This is a genomic window from Faecalibacterium sp. I4-1-79 (assembly GCF_023347235.1).
Lineage (GTDB): Bacteria > Bacillota > Clostridia > Oscillospirales > Ruminococcaceae > Faecalibacterium > Faecalibacterium tardum.
On record NZ_CP094467.1, the window covers coordinates 2478547 to 2502903 of the forward strand.

Consider the following 24357-nt stretch of genomic DNA (forward strand, 5'->3'; position numbering starts at 1 on the left):
TTCCTTTTTTACGGGATCAAGTCCGGGCAGGCCGGGGCTTTATCAATGCAGCTTCAGCATGGCAGCCTCATATTTTTGATACCAGCTGCCCATCCATTTCAGTATTTTTTCACTTACCCTTGCTGTTATCTTTTGAATACTCTTTTCGTAAAGCAGGCTGAGTACAAGTGCTGCAAGCAGCCAGCCAGCTGAGTACAAAAAGACCCACAAAAACAGATGGGCATACCCGTACCGGTTAAAAATGCAGTGCCAGAGATAGGGTCTTGTATAGGTTCGCAGCAAAATGTTTTCATGGATGATATAGATCAGCATGGAACACTTTGCAATGTGATTTACCCTTTTATTTTTAAAGTGGTTCTTTCTAGCCAGCCCAAACGCCGCAATGGCGATCAGGATCAAAAAAAGATTAAAATTGCTTACCCACCGCAAAAGCTGATCCGACAGCGCAGCGATCTTCAATCCAAGCAGATCGGTCAGAATCACGATGCCCACTGCCCCCGCCGCACCGCACAGCAGCAGGATGCTATTCACTTTTGTACTGGAATACAGTTTCATACAATAGCGCTTGATGTAGGCAACGATCAGATATACGCTGATCCAGAGAAGCAGCATATTCGGAAAGAAAAACCTGCTTTCTATAAAGTTAAAGCCGATATACAGTACCGCCAGTACAGAAACCGCCTTCAGATGTTCTTTTTGCGTCATCGCGGCAATCAGACGGTTCAAATACGGATGGATGGGATAGAATAGCAGATAGCAGGTCAAATACCAGTTATTTGCAAAGAGCGTTGGGAAAAACGAAAAAATGAAAAGTTTACCGCTTACCTCACCCCGGATCAAAAGCGTTATTCCAAGAAACAGGACGGAGATCACCCAGATATCCAGCAGCATTCCCATCATTTTCTTGCCGGACGCTTTTGTACTGTCCAGCAAAAACCATGCAGAAGCAACGAAGAAGATCCAGTTTCCCAGCGCGCCAAAATGCCGCATGACCGCTAAAAGCAGAACTGTTATGCTGGTCGTTGCATGGGTACAATCCAGAAGGTAGTCGCTATACGGAATATATTCATTTTCCGTTATCAGTGTCAGCACCACATGGCTGATTACGATCAGAATGACCGCAATGATCTTTAAAAGCTCAACGCCGGAATCCCGCATTCTGCTTTTGTCCGCAAAAACTTTTTGTTCCATGACTTCGCCCTTTCTGTTTTCGCCTTTTTCAAGCGATCTATGTATTTTATTGTACCACCTGTACTTTTTTCACACAATACCTACCTGTACAGAAAAGCCGCCGGGCAGTTTTTCTGCACGGCGGCTTCTGATGTTTCTTATGCTTCTTCGTGCTTGACCCGCTGGATCTCCCCCAGGTCGTAGGGGGTGTTCTGGTAGACGTAATAGTTCAGCCAGTTTTCGTACAGCAGGTGGGCGTGGGCGCGCCAGCGGAACAGCGGCGGCTTTGCGGGGTCGTTGTCCGGGTAGTAGTTGACGGGCACATGGATGGGCAAGCCCTTGGCTACGTCCCGCTTATACTCAGCATCCAGCGTGTACTTATCGTACTCCGGGTGACCGGTAACAAAGATCTGCCGCCCGTTCTCGGTGCTCATGAGGAAGGGTCCGGCGGCATCGCTCTCGGCCAGAATGCGCAGGGCGGCGCAGTTGTCCACATCCTCCCGGCAGATGCCAGTGTGGCGGCTGTGGGGAGCGTAGAACACCTCATCAAAGCCGCGCACAAGCGGGTTTGCCGGGCGGATGACCCGGTGCTCGAACACGCCGAACATCTTTTCCGGCAGCAGCTGCTTGCGCACGCCGTAGTGGTAGTACAGCCCGGCCTGTGCGCCCCAGCAGACATGGAGGGTGGAGTAGACGTTCGTTTCGCTGAAGTCCATGATCTCGCACAGCTCGTTCCAGTAGTCCACCTGCTCAAAATCCATGGTCTCCACCGGCGCACCGGTAATGATCATGCCGTCGTAGCGGTTGTTCTTCACCTCGTCAAAAGTCTTGTAAAAAGCCTCAAGGTGGGCAGCCGACACATGGGTGGCAGAGTGGCTGGCAGTTTGCAGCAGAGTCATGTGCACCTGCAGCGGGGTGTTGGCCAGCAGCCGGGCGATCTGGGTCTCGGTGGCGATCTTGGTGGGCATCAGGTTCAGGATCAAAATTTCCAGCGGACGGATATGCTGCGCCAGCGCCCGCTCCCGGTGCATGACAAAGACGTTTTCTTCATACAGAGCATCAAAGGCAGGTAAGGTCTTGGGGATGATCAGCGGCATAGGGAAGTCGCTCCTTTGCTAGACGATTCAAAAATGGCTCCGCGTTCGCTTTGCCATCTTCAGGGGTATCATGATTTTTGATTTCACATTTGTCGCGGCCTATTGGCCGCGACAAATGTATTTTCACGGGAGGGGATCATACCTTATCCAGTGCCTGCGCGATATCGGCGATGAGGTCCTCGGCAGATTCCAGACCGCAGCTCATGCGCACCAGCTCAGCGGGCACACCGGCGGCAGCCAGCTGCTCGTCGTTCATCTGGCGGTGGGTGCTGGAGGCGGGGTTCAGGCAGCAGGTACGGGCATCCGCCACATGGGTCTCGATGGCGGCAAGCTTCAGCTCCTTCATAAAGGTGCTGGCGGCCTGACGTCCACCCGCCAGACCAAAGCTCACGACGCCGCAGCTGCCATTGGGCAGGTACTTCTGCGCCAGTGCATGGTAGGGGCTGCTTTCCAGCCCACAGTAGTTCACATAGGCCACCTTGGGGTGGTTCTCCAAGAACTGTGCCACTGCCATACCGTTGGCGCAGTGGCGCTGCATCCGAACGTGCAGGCTTTCCAGACCAAGGTTCAGCATATAGGCGTTCATGGGGGACTGCATGGAGCCGAAGTCCCGCATCAGCTGTGCGGTGGCCTTGGTGATGAAGGCTCCCTCCTTGCCGAAGCGCTCGGCGTAGGTAATGCCGTGGTAGCTGTCATCCGGGGTGCACAGACCCGGGAACTTGTCGGCGTGCGCCATCCAGTCGAACTTGCCGCCGTCCACGATGGCACCGCCCAACACCGCGCCGTGACCGTCCATGTACTTGGTGGTGGAGTGGGTCACGATGTCCGCGCCCCACTCAAAGGGGCGGCAGTTGACCGGCGTGGGGAAGGTGTTGTCCACCATCAGCGGCACGCCGTGGGCGTGGGCGGCCTTGGCAAACTTTTCAATGTCCAGCACGGTCAGGGCGGGGTTTGCGATGGTCTCGCCGAACACCACCTTGGTATTGGGCCGGAAGGCGGCGTTCAGCTCCTCCTCGGTGCACAGAGGGTCCACGAAGGTGGCGGTGATGCCCATTTTAGCCATGGTGACCGAGATGAGGTTGAAGGTGCCGCCGTAGATGGTGCTGGAAGCCACGATGTGGTCCCCTGCCTCGCAGATATTGAACAGCGCAAAGAAGTTTGCGGCCTGTCCGCTGGAGGTGAGCATGGCGGCAGTGCCGCCTTCCAGCTCGCAGATCTTTTTGGCTACCATATCGCAGGTGGGGTTCTGCAGACGGGAATAGAAATAGCCGTCTGCCTCCAGATCGAACAGCTTGCCCATGTCCTCGCTGGTAGCGTACTTGAAGGTGGTGGACTGAATGATGGGGATCTGACGGGGCTCGCCATTGCCGGGGGTGTAGCCGCCCTGCACACAGATGGTATCACGGTTCATACAACATACTCCTTTGCTGGTTTTTTGGTCGGGAAGGACGATTCCCCGCAGGAGGGGCTGCCTCCGGCGGGGAATCGAAAATTCAAAGATTCTTATTTCCGCAGGCGCTTATCGCTCTTGGTGGCCCACAGGGTACCCACAGACTGGAACGCCTGCACCATCAGCACCAGCAGCACCACACAGACGATCATGATGTTGGTCTGGTAGCGGTAGTAGCCATAGGACAGGGCGATCTTGCCCAGACCGCCGCCGCCGATGACGCCGGACATGGCGGAGTAGCCCAGAATAGTGGTCAGTGCGGTGGTCATGCTGGAGATCAGGCCGGGCAGGCACTCCGGGATCATGACCTTGGTGATGATCTGGAAGGGGGTAGCGCCCATGCTCTGGGCAGCTTCCACCACGCCCTCGTCCAGCTCCCGCAGGCTGGTCTCCACCAGACGTGCCACAAAGGGGAAGGCGGCGACCACCAGCGGAACGATGGTGGCCTTGGTGCCCACCGTAGTGCCCACGATGGCGCGGGTAAGCGGGAATACACAGATCATCAAAATCAGGAAAGGCACACTGCGCAGGATGTTGATGACGATGTTGATCAGGTGCATCAGCCAGCCGGGCAGGGGCAGGATGCCGTCCTTGTCACCGGCTACCAGCAGCACACCCAGCGGCAGACCCAGCACCAGCGCAAAGGCGGTGGAAAGCATCGTTACATAAAAGGTCTCCCAGATGGCAAAGCCGTAATCTGCGATATTCATATACCGGTCACCTCCTCTACCGTTACGCCAGACTGGCTGCGCATATACTCCATAGCCTGCTGTGCGACAGCAAGCTCTGCGGGCAGCTTGAGCAGCATGGAGCCGTAGCACTGGCCGCTCAGATCACGGGTATCGGCGCTGAGCACCGACACCAGAATGCCTTTTTCGGCGGCAAGGCTTGCCACCAGCGGCTTTGCGGTGGAGGAACCATTAAAGGTAACGCGCACCACATGGTCATCCGGCGCAAAGCAGGAAAGATCCCGCGCTGCGCTGCCGCCGTTGGGTGCCACCAGACGCTTGGCGGCTGCCGTTTTGGGGTTTGCAAAAATTTCCTGTACCGAGCCCTGTTCCACGACCACACCGCCGTCCAGAATGGCCACGCTGTCGCAGATCTCCTCCACCACGCTCATCTGGTGGGTAATGACCACCACGGTGATGCCCAGCTTACGGTTGATATCCTTGATCAGGGTCAGGATGGAGTGGGTAGTGTTGGGGTCCAGCGCACTGGTAGCCTCGTCGCACAGCAGCACCTTGGGGTTAGTAGCCAGTGCGCGGGCAATGGCGATGCGCTGTTTCTGACCGCCGGACAGCTGTGCCGGGTAGGCGTTAGCCTTATCCGGCAGACCCACCATCTCCAGCAGCTCCATGGCACGCTTTTCGGCCTCAGCCTTCTTCACGCCTGCCAGCTCCATGGGGAAGCAGACGTTCTTCAGGCAGGTGCGCTGCATAAGCAGGTTGAACTGCTGGAAGATCATGGTAATCTCCCGGCGGCGCTTGCGCAGCGAGGCGGGAGACAAAGTCTCCATTGCCACGCCGTCGATCACCACGCTGCCGCCGGTGGGGCGCTCCAACAGGTTGATGCAGCGCACCAGCGTGGATTTGCCCGCACCGGACATGCCGATGATGCCGTAGATCGCGCCATCGGGAATGGTGAGGTTGATGTTCTGCAGCGCTTTCACCGCGCCATCCTTCATCTGGAAGGTCTTGGAAAGGTACTTGAGTTCGATCACAGAAATTGCTCCTTTAGCTTATCCCTCGATGGTAGATTATCCCTCGATGGGTGCCAGACTGTCCTGCTTGCCGCCGTAGACGCCCATGGGCTCTACGTGAATACCGGCAACGGTCACCAGATGGGTACCCTTTTCGGCGTTGAAGTTGTCCAGATACGGCTGATGCTGGAAGTAGTTGGTGTCTACCTGACCGTCCTCGACGATCTGGTTGGGGATCACATAGTCGTCGTACTCCTGAATATCCAGCGTGATGCCCTTGGCGGCAAGGATCTCCTTGCACACCTCCAGCACCTCGCAGTGGGGAGCGGGAGTAGCGGCGCAGCTGACGGTCTGGCCGTTCAGAGCGTCATAGTCCAGAGTGGAATCGTAGCCGTCGGTGGGGTTCTCCACAACGGACACCACGGAGCCCTTGTAGGTCTCGTCCATGAAGTCCTTCACCTTCTGGCTCTGCAGAGCAGCGGCCAGAGCCTTGATCTTGGGCTCCTCCTGATTGCCGTCCTTGCAGACCAGAATGTTGACGTAAGCAGAAGAGCCGTCCTCCATGGCCAGTGCATCGGTCATGGGGTTCAGACCGGCAGAGATGGCGTAGTTGGAGTTGATGACGGCGTAGTCCTCGTCCTGCAGGACGTTGGGCACCTGAGCGGCCTCCACCTCGTCCACGGTGACGTTCAGGGGGTTCTCCTCGATGTCGTTCTTGGTGGCGGTCAGGCCGGCATCTGCCTTCAGCTTGAAGAAGCCGTTCTTCTCCAGCAGGGTCAGGGCACGAGCCTCGTTGGTGGTATCGTTGGGCACAGCCACCTTGATCTTATCCAGCTTAGCTGCGGCAGAGGATGACACGCTGCCGGATGCAGCGGCGGAAGAAGCAGTGGAAGAAGAACCACCGCAGGCAGTCAGGGCAGCGGCTGCGGCTGCCACACCGGTAACTTTCAGAAAATCGCGACGAGTAATCATAGTTTTGTTCCCTCTCTATTTGTTCTCTATTTTGTGCAGCGACCCGCACGGCACCTTTCCGCGCGCGGCCTTGAACGGATGCATGAAAAAATGCCCCCGTCCTTACGAGCCCTAGACTCTGCAAGGACGGAGGCATGAACATACTTCCGTGGTACCACCTTGGTTCACTGTACCCTTACGGATACAGCCTCGATGCTGCGGCAGCGTGTACTGCTTACAGCCGGACGCTGTAACGGGCGCATCCCGTTGCGGGCTTAGCACTCCTGCGCCTCGTCCGCACGGCTCCGAGACCATTTTCAGCTTCCTGTTTCCTGCCCTTTTCCACCGCCCGGGCTCTCTGGTAAGGATCAATGCGAAGGCCTACTCTTCTCTTCACAGCCATTTTTGTGATATTGACACTATAATAAACCCATCGGCGGCATTTGTCAACACCTTCAACGAAGTTTTTGGGTAGGGATATGGCTTCCGGCCTTTTGCCGCGCCCGTTTTGCTTGACAATACGCACAAAAAGGGTTATACTATAACTACAAAAGGCACTGCGACAAGCGGTTGGCCCTTTAGGTTTTTAGTTTAACTTTTATCCAAAGAAAAACCGTCACCTGTGGGGGGTGGCGGTTTTTTATTATACGCCCTTGTATGCGGCTGGTGCACATGATAAAATAGGGTATCATCTTTTGCAAGGAGAGCAGGCAATGAACAGCAGAGACCCTTTTCCCGATGAAGAGCTGCGCCGCCGCATTATGGATTTTATCATGGCCGCAGGGCAGACCCTGCTGGAAAACGGCGCAGAGGTGTTCCGGGTGGAGCAGACCATGGAGATCATGGCGCGCAGCTTCCATTTGCGGGAGTTCCACGTTTATGTGCTGACCAACGGCATTTTTGCCAGTGCCGGCACTGCCGAGATCAGCGAGGTGCGCAACGTACCGGTGCGCACCACCCATCTGGGGCGGGTGGCGGCGGTGAACGAGCTTTCCCGCCAGATTGCCCAGACCGGGATGACCTTGGATGAAGCCGAGAGCCGTCTGGTGCTGGCGCGGCAGCTGCCCTTCCCCAAAGATCATGTGCAGCTGCTGTCCGGGCTGTGCGGAGCGTTCTGCTTTGCCATGATGTTCGGCGGTAACCTGCGCAGTGCACTGGCAGCTGCCGGGGCGGGACTGGTGGCCAGCTGGTATCTGCTGTGGTGCGGGCGGCACGAGGTGCCCGGCGGCTTCCAGAAGATCAGCACCGCCGCGCTGATCACGCTGGTGTGCATTCTGCTGTGCAATCTGCTGCACACTTCTGCAAGCCACGCCATCATCGGTACGCTGATGATTTTGACCCCGGGCATCGCCTTCACCATGGGTATCCGGGACTTTGTGCAGGGCGACTACCTTTCCGGCACTATCCGTATGATCGACGCCTTGCTTATTGCCGCCAGCATTGCCATAGGCACCGGCCTTGTACTGCGGCTGTACACGGTATTTACGGGGGTGGTCGTGGTATGATGTCCCTTACAGCTGTACAGATCAGCGAGCTGACCGCGCAGTTTTTTCTGGCCGGGCTGGGCACGCTGAGTTTTGCCATTCTGTTTGCGTGCCCCCGGCGCTGCCTGCCTTACTGCGCACTGGTGGGCGCTGTGGGCTGGCTGTGGTACGAACTGCTGACTCTGCTGGGCGCAGACGCCGCCACGGCCTCCCTGCTGGCGGTCATTCCGCTTACCATCCTTACCCGCGTGTTTGCCATTACCCAAAAAACGCCGGTCACGGTGTTTTTGCTGACCGGCATTTTCCCGCTTGTGCCGGGCGCGGGCATCTACTACACCGCCTACTACTTCATCCAGAACGAAAACGCCCTTGCCCTTGCCAAGGGCATCAGCACCTTTAAAATCGCCGTGGCGCTGGCCATCGGCATCAGTCTGGTGCTGTGCATTCCGATACCGAAAAAACACGGTTGACTCTCTCACAACAAAAGCCAGAAGGCTGCTGTAGAAACCCACAGCAGCCTTCTGGCTTTTACTTTTATAGAAAGAGGATCGCAGTTTCAGGGCTTATGCCTTGATGTACTTGATTTTTGCAGTAACCTTCACTTCGCCCTTATTGTTGCCCAGATAGTTAATGCGGAACGGACCATTGCCCACAGGCACGACCTGAATCAGAATCTTATCCTGGCCCATCCAGGCTTCCTTGCTCACCTTCGGCAGCTGATTCGCATACAGGAAGGTAACATCCATGTCCACATTCATGGTAGCCTCGCCGATACAGTTTTTATCGATCTGCTCAAGGCCCTCCTTATAGTAGTAAACGGTAACTTCCTTCTGCTTCGCAGGGTTGACCGGCTTAACCTCCATCACAACGCGGTTGTTCTCGCTGATCTGGTTCTTGCCGTTGTCGATGATCTCGTAGCCGGGCAGAGCTTCCTTCAGATCGGTCTTGTAAACAAAATCAGTATCCGATGCAACGGTAATCGTCATGGTGGTGCTCAGCATAGCTTTGTTAACGGAGTCGTAGAATGCAACCGTAACCTTCTTGCCGGTATCGATCTTCTTCAGGTCGACAAGTACGCTCTCCTTGCCGCCGATCTCCTGGATCTTCAGCTCACCGGTGCTCTCCATAGTATAGCCCTGCGGGATCTGCTCAGCCTTAATCATGGAAACAGGAACAGTCTTGGCGTCCTTTTTAACAACAACAGAACCATCCTTGCCAGCAGTTGCGCCCTTGTACATAAAGATGACCTTAACTTCCTTGGTCACTTCGGGAATCACAGGAGCATCCTCCTTGGAGCAGCCTGCCATCATGCCAGCAGCCGCAACAGCCAGAGTAGCAACACCTGCGCTCTTCAGGAACTGACGACGAGAGATATTAGACATAATAATCAACCTCACGATCTTTTATTTTCAGCTCCTACTACAAAACAGGAGCTTGTTCTTCTATAATATACCCCCCCCTGTATTATTTTGTCAATACTTATTTCGACTTTTTGCAAAAAAGTTTTTAACAATCACCATCTGTTTATCATTCTTGTTGCAAGATATTGCCGCATCTGTTATATTTTTTATTATAATGTGATTTATAAAAGGAGTGATCTCTATGAACGCAATGGAACTTCTGACTACCCGCCGCACCTACCGCCGGTTTGCACAAAAGGCCGTGCCGCAGGACGTGGTGGACGATATCGTACAGGCCGTGCGGCTGTCCTCCTGCGGGGCAAACCGGCAGGCGGTGCGTCTGGTGCTGGTGCAAAGCCCGGAGATGGTGGCCAAGGTACAGCCGCTGGTCAAATGGGCTGGCTATCTGCCGCCGGAGCAGGGCACGCCCAAGGCGGACGAGCTGCCCACCTTTTATGCAGCTGTGGTGCAGGATACCGCCATCCCCGGCGACCTTGCCACCGACACTGGCATTGCGCTGGCAAACATGACCCTTGCCGCATGGGACAAGGGCGTGGGCAGCTGCATCATGGGCGCGATCAATAAGCCCGCCCTGACCGCGCTGCTGGGCATCGAGGAGCCGCAGAAGCTGGCCTTTATGGTGGCTTTCGGTTACCCCACCCACAAAGCCAGCATCGTACCCATGACCGAGCAGACCGGCGTAAAGTACTATCTGGACGAAAACCGCGACTACTGCGTGCCCAAGCGCAGCGCGGAGGAGATTGCAAGAAGCGTATAAGCACCGCAGTGCAAGTTCGCCCTCTCAGGCTGAACTCCCCCAGTCATCGCTACGCGATGCCAGCCCCCTCTGAGATGGGGCCTTTGGCATGGCGGCAAAGTTACCGGCTCAAGTGCAAAGTGTCCGGGCGCGCCAGAGGCTCCCTCCCCGAGGGAGCTGGCAAAGCCGTCAGGCTTTGACTGAGGAAGTTTATACTGCATATATTCACGCATTTTCTCCGTTATTGCATAAATGTTTGCAAAATCGTTTCAATTTCACGGATTATTATGCACAAGTATTGACTTTTTGTTTTGTACAAACTATACTAAGTGCGTTCCCCGAAAGCGCGATGAATCGCATCCCATCGGGGCAAAGCAAACTATATTGCATAGATTGAGGAGTGTTTGAATATGAAAAAGATCTCTCGCCGCAGCTTCATGGCTGCCGCTGCTGTTTCCGTTGCTGCTCTGGCTATGACCGCCTGCGGTGGTTCTGCAAGCTCTGCTGCTTCCTCTGTGGCAAGCTCTGCCGCTTCCTCCGAGGCTGCTTCTTCTGCCGCTGCTGCTGAACTGACCACCGTGGAGGCCGGCAAGCTGACCATGGCTACCAACGCTGCCTTCCCTCCGTACGAGATGACCACCGATGCCGGCGAGTTCGAGGGCATCGACGTGGACACCGCCAAGGCCATTGCTGAGAAGCTGGGTCTGGAGCTGCAGATCGATGATATGGACTTTGACGCCGCACTGCTCAGCGTGCAGCAGGGTAAGGCCGACATCGTGATGGCAGGCGTTACCGTGACCGACGAGCGCAAGGCTGTGATGGACTTCTCCGACAGCTACGCCACCGGCATCCAGTCCATCATCGTGCCCAACGATTCCGACATTGCTTCTCCCGACGATCTGGCCGGTAAGACGATCGGCACCCAGCGCGGCACCACCGGCTACATCTACTGCTCCGATGATTTCGGCGATGAGAACGTGGTTGCTTACGACGACGGTCTGACCGCTGTGCAGGCCCTGAACAATGGTCAGGTGGACGCTGTGGTCATCGACAACGCTCCCGCACAGGAGTTCGTGGCTGCCAACCCCGGCCTGAAGGTGCTGGATACCAGCTACGCCGAGGAGGATTACGCCATCGGCATGGCAAAGGGTTCTGCTCTGGAGGACGCTGTCAACAAGGCTCTGGAGGAGCTGAAGGCTGACGGCACTCTGCAGGCCATCGTGGACAAGTACATCAACGCAAACTAAGCTGCGTGCCCTGTACCATTTCCGTACCCAAGGAGGCGCCCCGCTCCGGGGCACCTCTTTTTTTAGAAAAAAGTGGTTACAATTTATTGACAAACAGAAAGCGAGGATGTGAATGGCTGCGCAATACGAACTGCTCAAAGAGCTGCTCAACAGCGGCACAAAGCTAAGCTTTGGACAGGATTTCTTTTTTAAGTTTTATCAGGCCTTTCTGCTGAAGGACCGCTGGATGCAGTACATCAACGGTGTGGGCACCACCCTGCTGGTCACCGCACTGGCGCTGGCGCTGGGCGTGGTGCTGGGCAGCGTGGTGGCGCTGGTGCGCGTGACCCACGACCAGCAGCGTCCCGGCCACAAAAATGCGGTGCTGGGCTTTTTTAACGCGGTGTGTCAGGTGTACACCACCATCATCCGCGGCACGCCCATGATGGTGCAGCTGCTGATCATGAGCATGGTCATTTTTTCCAACAGCCGCAACTTTACCATGGTAGGTGCGCTGACTTTGGGCATCAACTCCGGCGCGTATGTATCCGAGATCATCCGCGGCGGCCTGATGGCTGTGGACCCCGGCCAGATGGAAGCCGGACGCAGCCTTGGCCTGAACTACATGACCACCATGGTGGTCATCATCATCCCGCAGGCCATCCGTGCGGTGCTGCCTGCACTGGGCAACGAGTTCATCGTCCTGCTCAAGGATACTTCCCTGATCACCACCATCGGCGGCAAGGAGCTGCTGTATGCTGCACAGGGCATTATGAACCGTACCTATGAAGCCATGTTCCCCCTGCTGGGCGTTGCACTGATCTACCTGATCCTTGTTATGCTGTTCACATGGCTGCTGAGCAAGTTTGAGAGGAGGCTGGCACAAAGTGACCGATAAGATTTTGGAAGTACGCGGCCTGACCAAGACCTATGGCGGCGTAAAGAAGCGCGGCGCAAAAAAAGCCGACCCCACGCTGGATGTGCTGAAAGGCATCGACCTTGATATCTACCGTGGCGATGTGGTGTGCCTGATCGGCCCTTCCGGCTGCGGCAAGTCCACCTTTCTGCGCTGCCTGAACCGGCTGGAGACTCCCACCTCCGGTTCCATCAAGTTTGAGGGTGTGGAGGTAAACGAGACACACATCGATGCCGTGCGCCAGAAGATGGGCATGGTGTTCCAGCACTTCAACCTGTTCCCCCATCTGACCGTGAAAAAGAACCTTGAGCTGGCACCCAGCCTGCTGAAGCTGAAGGATAAAGAGGCCATCTCTGCCCGCGCAGACGAGCTGCTGGCCCGCGTAGGTCTGGCCGACAAGGCCAACGCCTACCCCAAGAGCCTGTCCGGCGGTCAGCAGCAGCGCATCGCCATTGCCCGTGCGCTGGCCATGGACCCGGATGTGATCCTGTTCGATGAGCCCACCAGCGCCCTTGACCCCGAGATGGTGGGCGAGGTGCTGGAGCTGATGAAGGAGCTGGCACACACCGGCATCACCATGCTGGTGGTCACCCACGAAATGGGCTTTGCCCGCGAGGTGTCCAACCGGGTCATCTTCATCGATGACGGCAAAATTCAGGAGGACGAGCCGCCGCAGGAGTTGTTCACCAATCCCAAGCATCCCCGCCTGAAAGCCTTCCTCTCCAAGATGCTGTAATAATATAAAAAATTCAAGCCCGGAAGGTCTACCGACCTTCCGGGCTTGTTTTATTAAAAATAGCGCTACGGCTCAAAGCTCTGCCAGAATGGCATCGCCCATGGCGGTGCAGCCAAGGCAGGTGCAGCCGTCGCTCATGTTGTCGGCAGTGCGCAGACCCTTGTCCAGCACACGGCTCACAGCGTTCTCAATGGCATCGGCTTCCTCTGCCATGCCAAAGGAGTACCGCAGCATCATGGCGGCGGACAGGATGCAGGCGGTGGGGTTTACGATGTCCTTGCCCGCAATGTCCGGGGCGGAGCCGTGGATGGGCTCATACAGGCCGCGGGTGCCGTCGCCAAGGCTGGAGGACGGGATCATGCCAATGGAACCGGTGATCATGGAAGCCTCGTCCGACAGGATGTCGCCGAACATATTCTCGGTGACGATCACGTCGAACTGAGCGGGGTTCTTCACGATCTGCATAGCGCAGTTGTCCACGAACATCTCGCTGTACTCCACATCCGGGTACTCGGCCTGCAGCCGGTGCATCACGGTGCGCCACAGGCGGCTGGTGTCCAGCACGTTGGCCTTGTCCACGCAGCACAGCTTTTTGCGGCGCTTGCGGGCGGTCTCGAAGCCGATGCGGCCAATGCGCTCGATCTCATGCTCAGCGTAGGGCATGGTGTCCACCGCCTGCTTTTCGCCGTTTTCCAGCGTGTGGGTCTGGTGCTGGCCGAAGTACACGCCGCCGATCAGCTCCCGCACGATGATAAAGTCAATGCCCTGTGCCACGATCTCGGGCTTCAGGGGGCTGGCAGGTGCCAGCTGCGGCCAGATCTTGGCCGGGCGGTTGTTGGCATATAGCCCCATCCCGGCGCGCAGCCGCAGCAGACCCTTTTCCGGCCGCTGCTCCCCGGGCAGGCCCTCCCACTTGGGGCCGCCTACCGCGCCCAGCAGCACGCTGTCGGCGGCAAGGCACTTATCCAGCTCGTGCTGGGGCAGCGGGTCACCGTACTTGTCAATGGCCTCGCCGCCCATGGCGGCAGCGGTGTAGTGGAAGGTATGGCCGTACTTTTCAGCCACCTTATCCAGCACCCGGAGGGTCTGCTTTACGATCTCCGGGCTGGAGCAGTCGCCCCAGATGACAGCAATATTTTTTTCCATGAGGTACTCCTTCTATGCTCCAAACACATTTTCACGGATGGGGTTATTTCTGGATGGCCTTCATCAGACCACCGGCGGAGATGATGTTCTGGATAAAGGGCGGGAAGGGCTCGGCGTGGAACACCTTGCCGTTGGTCTCGTCGGTGATGACGCCGGTGTCAAAGTCTACCTGAACGGTGTCCCCTGCCTCAATGGCGTCCACAGCCTCCGGGCACTCCATGATGGGCAGGCCAATGTTGATGCTGTTGCGGTAGAAGATGCGGGCAAAGCTTTTGGCAATGACCACCGCGATGCCGGCGGTCTTGATGCACAGGGGTGCGTGCTCGCGGGAGGAGCCGCAGCCAAAGTTCCAGCCGCCCACCATGATATCGCCGGGCTGCACCCGGTTCACAAAGTCTTTGTCGATATCCTCCATGCAGTGGCTGGCAAGCTCCTTGGCGTCCTGCGTGTTCAGGTGGCGTGCCGGGATGATGACGTCGGTATCCACGTTATCCGGGTATTTGAAAACAGAACCTCTTGCGTTCATGCTCATGCTCCTTTCGGGTCAGACCGTGCGCGGGTCGGTGATGTAGCCGGTCAGGGCGCTGGCGGCGGCGGTAGCGGGAGAGGCCAGATAGACTTCACTGTCCACATGACCCATGCGTCCCACAAAGTTGCGGTTGGTGGTGGAAACGCAGCGCTCTCCCGCTGCCAGAATACCCATGTAGCCGCCCAGGCAGGGGCCGCAGGTGGGGGTGGACACGATGCAGCCCGCATCAATAAAGGCGGTGGTCCAGCCCCGCAGGATGCACTCCTTATAGACAGCCATGGTGGCGGGGATGATGATGCCGCGCACGCCCTTGGCGATGTGCTTGCCCTTGAGGATGTTGTAGGCGGCCTCCATATCCTCTAAGCGGCCGTTGGTGCAGCTGCCGATGACCACCTGATCGATCTTGATGTCCTTGCCCTCGCTGGCAACATGGGTGTTCTCAGGCAGATGGGGGTAGCTGACGGTGGGCTCCAGTGCGCCGAGGTCGATCTCGATGGTCTTTTCGTACACGGCATCGGGGTCTGCCTCGTAGAACACCGGCGGGCGCTGGCTGCGGCCTGCAAGGTAAGCCTTGGTCACCTCGTCCACCGGGAAGATACCGTTCTTGGCACCGGCCTCAATGGCCATATTGCAGATGCACAGGCGGTCGTCCATAGTAAGACCTGCCACGCCCGGGCCGGTGAATTCCATGGACTTATACAGTGCGCCGTCCACACCGATCATGCCGATGATGTGCAGGATCAGATCCTTGCCGGACACCCGGGGGTTAAACTTGCCGGTAAGCACGAACTTGATGGCAGAGGGCACCTTGAACCATGCCATGCCGGTGGCCATGCCTGCGGCCATATCGGTAGAGCCTACACCGGTGGAGAAGGCACCCAGCGCACCGTAGGTGCAGGTGTGGCTGTCCGCGCCGATCACGCAGTCACCGGCGGTGACGATGCCTTTTTCCGGCAGAAGGGCGTGCTCAATGCCCATCTGGCCGACATCGTAGAAGTTGAGGATATCGTATTTATTGGCGAACTCCCGGCACTGCTTGGACTGGGTAGCGCTCTTGATATCCTTATTGGGTACAAAGTGATCCAGCACGATAGCGATATGCTCTTTATCAAACACGCGGTCAAAACCGGCGCGCTCAAACTCATTGATGGCCACCGGGGTGGTGATATCATTGCCCAGCACGATGTCCAACTTTGCGTCGATCAGCTGGCCTGCCTTGACCTCCGGCAGTCCGGCGTGTGCGGCAAGGATCTTCTGCGTCAGGGTCATTCCCATGGTAGTTTTCTCCTTTTTATCGATTATTGATCGCGCTGACAAGGGCGCGGATACCGGCTACGATAATGTCGGTGTCGGTACCGGCACCCCATGTGACCGTGTTATCGCCCCAGACAAGGCCCACATAAGAGGCTGCGCGGGAGGTAGAGCCCTCGTCCAGACTGTGCTCAGAGTAGTTTTCCAGATGGAAGTCCATACCGGTGGCGCTCTGGATGGCGTTGGCTACGGCATCCAGACGGCCATTGCCCACCGAGGTGACCACCTTGCGCTGGCCGTTCAGCTCCAGCGTGACTGTGGCGGTAATGCCGTTCACCTGTGCAAAGTGGGCTTCCACCACGTTCAGCGGCTTTGCACGGTTGAGGTAGGTATCCTCGAAGATGTGCAGCACCTCGGCGGCGCTCAGCTCCTTGTGGCTGTGGTCGGACACGCTCTTGACCTTGTAGCCCAGCGCCTCCCTCATCTTGGGGGGCAGATTGTAGCCGTAGTTCTGTTCCAGCACAAAACCGATGCCGCCCTTGCCGCTCTGGCTGTTGATGCGGATAACGTCGGCATCGTAGGTGCGGCCGATGTCGTGGGGGTCCACCGGGATGTAGGGACAGGTCCAGCGGTGTTCGCCGGTCTGCTTGCGGTACGCCATGCCCTTGGCAATAGCGTCCTGATGGCTGCCGGAGAAGGCGGCAAACACCAGCTGTCCGGCGTAGGGGGTACGCTCGTAGATGTGCATCCGGGTCACTCGCTCGTAGGTGGCACAGATGGCGGGCATATCTGAGAAGTCCAGCTTGGGGTCTACGCCGTGGCTGTACATATTCATGGCCAGCGTCACAGCGTCCACATTGCCGGTGCGCTCGCCGTTGCCAAACAGGCAGCACTCCACGCGCTGTGCGCCCGCCAGCACTGCCAGCTCTGCGCAGGCCACGCCGGTGCCGCGGTCGTTGTGGGGGTGGGTGGAGATGATCACGCTGTCGCGGTACTTCAGGTGCTTGTCGCAATACTCGATCTGGTTGGCGTACACATGGGGCATGCTCATCTCCACGGTCACCGGCAGGTTGATGATCATGGGGCGCTCCGGGGTGGGCTGCATGATATCCAGCACGGCGTTGCACACCTCTACGGCGTAGTCCACCTCGGTGCCGGTAAAGCTTTCGGGGCTGTACTCAAACAGGAAGTTGCCCTCGTACTCCTCGCTGAGCTGTTTGACCAGCTTTGCGCCGTCCACGGCGATCTGCTTGATCTCTTCCTTGGACTTGTGGAACACCTGCTCCCGCTGCGCCACGGAGGTGGAGTTGTAGAAGTGGATCACCGCCCGGGGTGCGCCCTTGACTGCCTCGAAGGTGCGGCGGATGATGTGGTCGCGGCACTGGGTCAGCACCTGCACGGTGACATCGGCGGGGATCATGTCCTTTTCGATCAGGGTGCGCAGGAACTCGTACTCGGTCTCGCTGGCGGCGGGGAAGCCCACCTCGATCTCCTTGAAGCCGATCTTCACCAGCATCTGGAAGAACTCCAGCTTTTCTGCAAGGCTCATGGGCACGATCAGCGCCTGATTGCCGTCCCGCAGATCCACGCTGCACCATGCGGGAGCCTTTTCAATATGGTCCTTTTTTACCCAGCTGTCATAACCGGCGGGTACCGGGTAGTACCCCGGTGCGTACTTGGTAGCGTCCATCATCCTGTTGTCCTCCTGATGTTGTGGTGAGACGAGCCCTCTCAGTCAGCCCCTGCGGGGCTGCCAGCTCCCCCGAAGGGGGAGCTTTCCGGCTTCTGAAAGGTGAGACGCTTCTTAGAAGAAGCATTCCTCCCCTTTTCTCTTAAAGCTCCCCCCTCGGGGGAGCTGTTGCCATCATGCAACTGAGAGGGTTATCATACAAAAAGGCTCCCGTCTTTCAAGGCGAAAACCTTGAGAGACGAGAGCCTGTAAATTGCTTTTACAGGGCACCCGTGGTACCACTCTCCTTGCTGCACGGTCAGGTACAGCCACTTTGCACGATCGGCCAAAACGGTGAATCGCTGCCCCTGTAACGGTGGGCGTCCGTCAGAACCTACTTGTCCGTTCAGCTCTGCCGCTCAGGGGCCAGTATCCGAAGTTCTCTGCACCCGCCTTGCACCACCCGGCGGCTCTCTGCACGCAGAAGAAAGATCGTTTTATCCCCGTCAACGCATTTGCACTTTGTTGAAAGTGAGATAATTTTAGCACGCCTGCCAGAAAGTGTCAAGAAGTTTCATTCAGGATAAAGATGAAAGCATTTCATAATACCATGGGGTAAATCATGCAAAATTGAGGTCGTTGCTCCCCTTCCCCCTCATCCGGCAAGCCCTTTGCGCACCTATAATATGGTAACTGAGCGGCTTTAGCCCTCTTTGTTAAGAAACTGCTAAGTTTTTGCAAAGTTGCCCTCGCTGCGCTGTTGCCGGGCGGCAAGGTGTGGTATACTGGACGCAGCAAACGGGTGGAAGCCCACTTTATATAGAAGGAGGAACATCCCATGAAAGAAGTCAAGCCATCCAAAAAGCCGTTGGCCATCTACTATGCCATCGTGCTGCTGGTGCTGCTGGTCATCAACCTTGTGGTCATGCCGTGGCTGGCCGAGCGTCAGGTGCAGGAGGTAGACTACGGCACCTTTATGAGCATGACCGAGCAGGAGAACATCGGCAAGGTAGATATCCAGTCCAACCAGATCATTTTTACGGATAAGGACAACAAGCAGATCTACAAGACCGGCCTGATGAACGACCCCGGTCTGACCGAGCGCCTGTACGATGCCGGTGCGCAATTCTCCAGCGAGATCGTGGAGCAGGGTTCGCCGGTGCTCAGCTTTCTGCTGTGGTTCGTGCTGCCCATTCTGCTGTTCAGTTTCATCGGCAACCAGATGAACAAAAAGCTGATGGAAAAGGCAGGCGGCGGTCCGGGTGCCATGATGTTCGGCGGCGCGGGCAAGTCCAACGCAAAGGTGTATGTGCAGTCCACCCATGGCATCCGCTTTGCGGACGTTGCCGGTGAGGACGAAGCCAAGGAGAATCTGCAGGAGATCGTCAACTATCTGCACGATCCCAAGAAGTATGAGGAGATCGGCGCTTCCATGCCCAAGGGCATTCTGCTGGTAGGCCCTCCGGGCACCGGCAAAACCATGCTGGCCAAGGCCGTGGCAGGTGAATCCAACGTGCCCTTCTTCTCCATCTCCGGCTCGGAGTTCGTGGAGATGTTCGTGGGCATGGGTGCCTCCAAGGTGCGTGACCTGTTCAAGCAGGCCAAAGAAAAAGCACCCTGCATCGTGTTCATTGATGAAATTGATGCCATTGGCCAGAAGCGCAACAGCGGCCAGTTTGGCGGCAACGACGAGCGCGAGCAGACCCTGAACCAGCTGCTTACCGAGATGGACGGCTTTGAGGGCAACACCGGCGTCATTATTCTGGCAGCCACCAACCGCCCGGATTCTCTCGACCCTGCCCTGACCCGCCCCGGCCGGTTCGACCGCCGTGTACCCGTGGAACTGCCCGACCTGAAGGGCCGCGAAGAGATTTTGAAGGTACACGCCAAAAAAGTGAAGATCGCCCCGGGTGTGGACTTCAACACCGTAGCACGCATGGCCTCCGGTGCTTCCGGCGCAGAGCTGGCTAATATTGTGAACGAAGCCGCCCTGCGTGCCGTGCGGGCAGGCCGCAAGAGCGTGACCCAAGCCGACCTTGAAGAGAGCATTGAGGTGGTCATTGCCGGCTACCAGAAGAAGAACTCCATCCTGACCGACCACGAAAAGTGCATCGTAGCCTACCATGAGATCGGCCATGCCCTTGTGGCAGCCAAGCAGTCCAACTCTGCCCCGGTGCAGAAGATCACCATCATCCCTCGCACCTCCGGCGCACTGGGCTATACCATGCAGGTGGACGAGGGCAACCACTACCTGATGAACAAGGCCGAGCTGGAAAACAAGATCGCTACCCTGACCGGTGGCCGCGCCGCCGAGGAGGTGGCATTCAACTCCATCACCACCGGCGCGTCTAACGATATCGAGCAGGCCACAAAGCTTGCCCGTGCCATGTTGACCCGCTACGGCATGAGTGACGAATTTGACATGGTAGCGCTGGAGACCGTGAACAACCAGTATCTGGGCGGCGATACCTCGCTGGCCTGCAGCGCCCAGACCCAGCGCGAGATCGATCAGAAGGTGGTAGAGCTGGTCAAGACCCAGCACGAAAAGGCCATCCGCATCCTGACCGAGAACCGCGCAAAGCTGGACGAGCTGGCACAGTACCTGTACCAGAGGGAGACCATCACCGGCGAGGAGTTCATGGATATCCTCAACTGCGATGATGCAGAAAACAAACCGGAAAATCCCTGAAAATAAAAAAATTTGAATCTTTTGCAATAATCTGGCCGCCGTATCCGTTTATAGAGCAGATACGGCGGTTTTCCATTGTGGATGCGCCGCAGCTGAACCATGGTTCCCAAAAAGATTATGATGCAAAAAAACAAAGGCAGTCCCTGCGGCTGCCGTTTTCAGGAGGTATTTCCTATGAAGATGCTGAACAAAAAGTTTGTCCGTACCCTGAGCTGTGCCGCTGTGGCGGTGTGTGCCGCCGCCATGCTGAGCGTGGGTGCCTTTGCCGCCGAGGTGGATTCTACCTGCGTGGAGGGCTATCTGCCCCCGCAGGAGCAGATGGTGCAGGGTGACATTGCACTGCACAGTGCCGACGTTGCCGTGGGCGAAAAAGACCCCAGCTACGGCGGCTACGGTGCCCCGGAGGGCAACCCCATTCAGGGCAACATTATGCTGATCTCCGGCGACGAGCTGGCTGACACCGCCAAGACCGAGGCGCGTTACACCGTCAAGGGTCTGCTGGGCAAGCAGCTGCTGTACACCGCCCGCCAGAAGGACGGCGTGCTGACGCTGGACGTCCCCGCCGAGGTGGCTACCTTCCGCACCACCATTGAGGATATGCAGGCCCTGCAGGCAAACGGCGTGAAAACGCTGGTGCTGGTGACCGAAAAGAACACCACCACCCTGAACCTCTCGCTGCTGTGCGAGGGACAGAAGTCCGGCACCCGCGTCACCCTTCGGCATCTGGGCAGCAATGCTACCCTCTCTGTGGGTCTGCGCTGCCGCCGCGACCTGCTGATCGGCCGCTAATCGGAAAACCGGCAGTATAATTTGTGGTTCAGAAACGCCCACAGGCGTTTCTGAACCACTTTTTTTAATGATGACAAGACCCCCGGCGGGCAGCCGGGGGTCTTGTCGCACACTTATGGAGACCAGGACAGGAATAAAAGGAAGATCACATTCCCTTTGCGGGAAAGAGAATCGCTGCTTACTTGCCGCGGACGGCTGCGAAGCCGGCTTCCAGATCGGCAAGGATATCATCAATGTGCTCGGTGCCGATGGACAGGCGGATAGTGTTCTGGTAGATCTGCTGCTCGGCCAGTTCGGCATCGGTCAGCTGGCTGTGAGTGGTGGAGGCTGGGTGGATGACAAGGCTCTTCACGTCCGCTACGTTGGCCAGCAGAGAGAAGATCTTGAGGTTATCAATGAAGGTAAAGGCCTCCTCGCGGCCGCCCTTGATGTTAAAGGTAAAGATGGATGCGCCGCCGTTGGGGAAATACTTCTGGTACAGGGCGTGATCCGGGTGATCCGGCAGCGAGGGATGGTTCACCTTTTCCACCTGCGGGTGGTTGGCAAGGAACTCCACCACCTTTTTGGTGTTCTCTACATGACGCTCGATGCGCAGGCTCAGGGTCTCGGTGCCCTGCAGCAGCAGGAAGGCGTTGAAGGGGGAGATGGTCGCGCCGGTATCACGCAGCAGGATGGCGCGGATATAGGTGACAAAGGCGGCAGGGCCTGCGGCATCCGCAAAGGAGACGCCGTGGTAGCTGGGGTTGGGGGCAGCAATGTTGGGGTAACGGCCGCTGGCCTTCCAGTCGAAGTTGCCGCTGTCCACGATGATGCCGCCCAGCGTAGTGCCGTGGCCGCCGATGAACTTGGTGGCAGAGTGCACCACGATATCCGCACCGTGCTCGATGGGACGGATGAGGTACGGGGTGCCGAAGGTGTTGTCAATGACCAGCGGCAGACCGTGCTTGTGGGCGATGGCGGCAATGGCGTCGATATCCGGGATATCACTGTTGGGGTTGCCCAGCGTCTCCAGATAGACAGCCTTGGTGTTGGGCTGGATCGCGGCTTCCACCTGTGCAAGGTCGTGGGCATCCACGAAGGTGGTGTTGACGCCGAACTGGGTCAGGGTGTGTGCCAGCAGGTTATAGCTGCCGCCGTAAATGGTCTTTTGTGCCACGATGTGGTCACCGGCCTGTGCCAGTGCCTGAATGGTGTAGGTGATGGCGGCTGCACCGGAAGCGGTAGCCAGTGCCGCCACGCCGCCCTCCAGCGCTGCAATGCGCTTTTCAAACACATCCTGCGTGGAGTTGGTCAGACGGCCGTAGATGTTACCTGCATCGGCCAGACCGAAGCGGTCGGCGGCGTGCTGGCTGTTGCGGAACACATAGGACGTGGTCTGGTAGATGGGCACCGCACGGGCATCGGTGGCGGGGTCGGCCTGCTCCTGGCCGACATGAAGCTGCAGAGTTTCAAATTTATATTCAGACATTGTCATTTACCTCTCTTTATATACTAAAAGTATTATTATTGTGTACAAAAAATCCCGATGCGTTTTCAAAGGCGCACCGGGCAGTGTGGTCTACCGGAGTTGCTGCTGTCACATTCGGGTGTACATTCGCGCAGCCGAGGGCAACATACAGTACACATCCGATGCCGGTGCCCGGTTGGTACGCATTCGCCCACAGCGATAATTCGCGTGCAGCAGTTCTTTCCAGATCAGCTTCATCTTTGTGCCCTCCTTCCGGTAAAACTTTTCCATTCCTCTATGTACCACCCGCCGGGGAACCTCTGTTTCATTTCCCTACAAGACTGGTGGATTGGATGTCTGCATTATATCCCGCTCTACCTAGTTTGTCAATAGGTTAATTCCGCTTTTTTCAAGGATGTATTTTTTGCATGATAATTTTGCCCGTGCCACCCGCGTCCGACAGCATTTTGTACAGCGGCTTCTCTTGCGGGCAAAGCAGGCGTCTGCACCCTCATCCGGCGCTGCGCGCCACCTTCCCCCGGCTGGGGGAAGGCTTATGCTCCGGCACGTTTTCAGGAAGCAGGAAATGCGCTCACATCAAAAAAGGACTGCTGCACCAGATGCCGTGCAGCAGTCCTTTGTATCGTTATAAAGAGAATTTAAGCGATTCGCCGTAAAATAGTTCAGACAGACTTTGTTTCTTCCGTCCGGGTGGAAATGCTGAACAGCACAAAGCCGATGACAAACAGGATGGCAATGGAACCCACACCCACGTTGGCGCTGCCGGTCAGCTGGCTGCCCACGCTGACGATCATGGTGCCAAGGAAGGATGCACCCTTGCCGCAGATATCGAACAGGCCGAAGTATTCACCGGATTTTTCCTGCGGGATGATCTTGGCAAAGTGGCTGCGGCTCAGTGCCTGCACACCGCCCTGGAACATCCCCACCACCACGGCCAGCACCCAGAACTGCCACTGACTCTTCAGGAAGAAGGCAAAGACGGCAATGCCGATATAGGCTGCAATGCACACCGGGATGAGGGTCTTGGACGCGTATTTCTGGCTCAGACGGCCGAAGATCAGTGCCGAGGGGAAAGCCACGATCTGGGTGACCAGCAGCGCCAGCAGCAGGCCGGTGGTGTCCAGCCCCAGTGCTGTGCCGTAGGCGGTAGCCATATCAATGATGGTATACACGCCGTCGATGTAGCAGAAGAACGCCAGCAAGAACCAGAACACCTGCTTGTCCTGCGGCAGATGCTTCAGGGTCTGCCCGATGCGCACAAAGCTCTGGCGGATGGCGTGCTGCTCCACCTCCACATAGTTGATCTGGCGGTACTTTTTCAGCAGCGGCAGGGTGACCACCAGCCACCATACGGCGGTAATGATCAGCGCGATGGACAGCGCGGTCATCTGGCTGAGCCCCACCGCACTGCTGCCCAGCACCAGCGCCAGACAGACCACAAAGGGCACGCAGCTGCCGATATAACCCCACGCGTACCCGCGGGAGGACACCATGTCCATCCGCTCCGGGGTGGTCACATCGCCCAGCATGGAGTCGTAGAACACCAGACTGCCGGAGTAGCCGATCTTGGCAATGATAAAAATGACCAGAAAGGCCAGCCATGTGCCCGCCAGACCCATGGCGCAGCAGCCAATGACGCCCACAAAAAGGCAGAGCATGAAGATGGGCTTTTTAAAGCCCTTGGTGTCGGCCAGCGTGCCCAGAATGGGGCTCAGAATGGCGGTGACCACCGTGACGATGGAGCTTGCGTAGCCCCAGTAGGCCAGATAGTCCACCTTGCTCACGCCACCGGCCTCGGCCAGCGCATTGAAGAAGATGGGCACCAGCGTGGCGATCATCAGCACAAAGGCCGAGTTGCCCACATCGTATAAGATCCATGCCCGCTCCAGCGGTGTCACCTTGAATTTTTCAGTTTTCATCGTATTTCCCT

22 protein-coding genes and 1 other annotated feature are annotated in these 24357 nt (G+C 57.3%); of the genes, 8 read left to right on the forward strand and 14 right to left on the reverse strand.

Annotation, left to right across the window (positions count from 1 at the left end):
- Positions 1-42: 42 nt before the first annotated feature.
- From MTP36_RS12210 to MTP36_RS12235, 6 genes are all read right to left on the reverse strand, one after another.
- Positions 43-1191 (reverse strand): acyltransferase family protein, encoded by a 1149-nt coding sequence (locus MTP36_RS12210; RefSeq protein WP_249251094.1) that lies wholly within the window; start codon positions 1189-1191, stop codon positions 43-45.
- 137 nt (positions 1192-1328) lie between these two features.
- Positions 1329-2267, reverse strand: a complete 939-nt coding sequence (gene metA / locus MTP36_RS12215) for a homoserine O-acetyltransferase MetA (RefSeq protein WP_249251103.1) — start codon at positions 2265-2267, stop codon at positions 1329-1331.
- 136 nt (positions 2268-2403) lie between these two features.
- A complete protein-coding gene (locus tag MTP36_RS12220; protein ID WP_118658217.1) occupies positions 2404-3678 on the reverse strand; it encodes an O-acetylhomoserine aminocarboxypropyltransferase/cysteine synthase family protein in 1275 nt (424 codons plus the stop codon).
- A 92-nt stretch (positions 3679-3770) separates the two neighbouring features.
- The gene (locus MTP36_RS12225) at positions 3771-4427 is read right to left on the reverse strand and encodes a methionine ABC transporter permease (RefSeq protein ID WP_249251105.1); all 657 of its coding nucleotides are present in this window, start codon (positions 4425-4427) and stop codon (positions 3771-3773) included.
- Positions 4424-5437: a methionine ABC transporter ATP-binding protein gene (locus MTP36_RS12230; RefSeq protein ID WP_118658216.1), complete on the reverse strand. Its 1014-nt coding sequence runs from the start codon at positions 5435-5437 to the stop codon at positions 4424-4426. Before MTP36_RS12230 ends, MTP36_RS12225 begins: the two co-directional genes overlap by 4 nt.
- Before the next feature lie 36 nt (positions 5438-5473).
- A complete protein-coding gene (locus MTP36_RS12235) occupies positions 5474-6388 on the reverse strand; it encodes a MetQ/NlpA family ABC transporter substrate-binding protein (protein ID WP_249251114.1) in 915 nt (304 codons plus the stop codon).
- Between the two features lie 692 nt (positions 6389-7080).
- On the opposite strand from MTP36_RS12235, the gene MTP36_RS12240 reads away from it, so the two are divergent.
- Both MTP36_RS12240 and MTP36_RS12245 read left to right on the forward strand, forming a co-directional pair.
- Positions 7081-7872 carry a threonine/serine ThrE exporter family protein gene (locus MTP36_RS12240; RefSeq protein ID WP_055186150.1) on the forward strand — a complete coding sequence of 264 codons (792 nt, stop codon included), beginning with the start codon at positions 7081-7083 and terminating at the stop codon, positions 7870-7872.
- Positions 7872-8321 (forward strand): threonine/serine exporter family protein, encoded by a 450-nt coding sequence (locus tag MTP36_RS12245; RefSeq protein ID WP_249254433.1) that lies wholly within the window; start codon positions 7872-7874, stop codon positions 8319-8321. The genes MTP36_RS12240 and MTP36_RS12245 overlap by 1 nt, the downstream gene beginning before the upstream one ends.
- Positions 8322-8414: 93 nt before the next feature.
- Here MTP36_RS12245 and MTP36_RS12250 read toward each other — a convergent pair whose 3' ends face one another.
- Positions 8415-9233, reverse strand: a complete 819-nt coding sequence (locus MTP36_RS12250) for a twin-arginine translocation signal domain-containing protein (RefSeq protein ID WP_097778822.1) — start codon at positions 9231-9233, stop codon at positions 8415-8417.
- Between the two features lie 220 nt (positions 9234-9453).
- Here MTP36_RS12250 and MTP36_RS12255 point away from each other — a divergent pair, with 220 nt between their 5' ends.
- From MTP36_RS12255 to MTP36_RS12270, 4 genes are all read left to right on the forward strand, one after another.
- On the forward strand, positions 9454-10029 hold the full coding sequence (locus MTP36_RS12255; RefSeq protein WP_249251116.1) for a nitroreductase family protein: 576 nt from the start codon (positions 9454-9456) through the stop codon (positions 10027-10029).
- A gap of 389 nt (positions 10030-10418) precedes the next feature.
- Complete coding sequence (locus MTP36_RS12260) at positions 10419-11255, forward strand: ABC transporter substrate-binding protein (protein ID WP_118658213.1); 837 nt, start codon at positions 10419-10421, stop codon at positions 11253-11255.
- A 112-nt stretch (positions 11256-11367) separates the two neighbouring features.
- Entirely contained in the window at positions 11368-12132 is a 765-nt protein-coding gene (locus MTP36_RS12265) for an amino acid ABC transporter permease (RefSeq protein ID WP_005920313.1), read from the forward strand.
- Entirely contained in the window at positions 12122-12886 is a 765-nt protein-coding gene (locus MTP36_RS12270; RefSeq protein ID WP_097782486.1) for an amino acid ABC transporter ATP-binding protein, read from the forward strand. Before MTP36_RS12265 ends, MTP36_RS12270 begins: the two co-directional genes overlap by 11 nt.
- Before the next feature lie 72 nt (positions 12887-12958).
- On the opposite strand, the gene leuB is transcribed toward MTP36_RS12270, so the two are convergent.
- The 4 genes from leuB to MTP36_RS12290 are packed head-to-tail and all read right to left on the reverse strand — an operon-like array spanning position 12959 to position 17505.
- Positions 12959-14032, reverse strand: coding sequence for a 3-isopropylmalate dehydrogenase (gene leuB, locus MTP36_RS12275; protein ID WP_005920319.1), 1074 nt, complete (start codon positions 14030-14032; stop codon positions 12959-12961).
- A gap of 43 nt (positions 14033-14075) precedes the next feature.
- Positions 14076-14558, reverse strand: coding sequence for a 3-isopropylmalate dehydratase small subunit (gene leuD / locus MTP36_RS12280; RefSeq protein WP_015536899.1), 483 nt, complete (start codon positions 14556-14558; stop codon positions 14076-14078).
- 18 nt (positions 14559-14576) lie between these two features.
- A complete protein-coding gene (gene leuC, locus MTP36_RS12285) occupies positions 14577-15836 on the reverse strand; it encodes a 3-isopropylmalate dehydratase large subunit (RefSeq protein ID WP_249251118.1) in 1260 nt (419 codons plus the stop codon).
- 16 nt (positions 15837-15852) lie between these two features.
- Complete coding sequence (locus MTP36_RS12290) at positions 15853-17505, reverse strand: 2-isopropylmalate synthase (protein ID WP_112090426.1); 1653 nt, start codon at positions 17503-17505, stop codon at positions 15853-15855.
- 228 nt (positions 17506-17733) lie between these two features.
- Positions 17734-18000: a binding site (T-box leader), on the reverse strand.
- Positions 18001-18319: 319 nt separating this feature from the next.
- Between MTP36_RS12290 and ftsH the strand changes: the two genes are divergently transcribed.
- A complete protein-coding gene (ftsH, locus tag MTP36_RS12295; protein WP_249251127.1) occupies positions 18320-20170 on the forward strand; it encodes an ATP-dependent zinc metalloprotease FtsH in 1851 nt (616 codons plus the stop codon).
- Positions 20171-20344: 174 nt separating this feature from the next.
- The gene (locus tag MTP36_RS12300) at positions 20345-20959 is read left to right on the forward strand and encodes a transcriptional regulator, IclR family protein (RefSeq protein ID WP_249251129.1); all 615 of its coding nucleotides are present in this window, start codon (positions 20345-20347) and stop codon (positions 20957-20959) included.
- Between the two features lie 178 nt (positions 20960-21137).
- Here MTP36_RS12300 and MTP36_RS12305 read toward each other — a convergent pair whose 3' ends face one another.
- The 3 genes from MTP36_RS12305 to MTP36_RS12310 all read right to left on the reverse strand — a co-directional run bounded on the left by MTP36_RS12305 (position 21138) and on the right by MTP36_RS12310 (position 24346).
- A complete protein-coding gene (locus MTP36_RS12305) occupies positions 21138-22427 on the reverse strand; it encodes an O-acetylhomoserine aminocarboxypropyltransferase/cysteine synthase family protein (protein WP_015536893.1) in 1290 nt (429 codons plus the stop codon).
- Between the two features lie 108 nt (positions 22428-22535).
- Positions 22536-22664: a hypothetical protein gene (locus MTP36_RS15980; protein WP_256466516.1), complete on the reverse strand. Its 129-nt coding sequence runs from the start codon at positions 22662-22664 to the stop codon at positions 22536-22538.
- Between the two features lie 425 nt (positions 22665-23089).
- Positions 23090-24346 (reverse strand): MFS transporter, encoded by a 1257-nt coding sequence (locus MTP36_RS12310; protein WP_249251131.1) that lies wholly within the window; start codon positions 24344-24346, stop codon positions 23090-23092.
- Positions 24347-24357 lie beyond the last annotated feature (11 nt).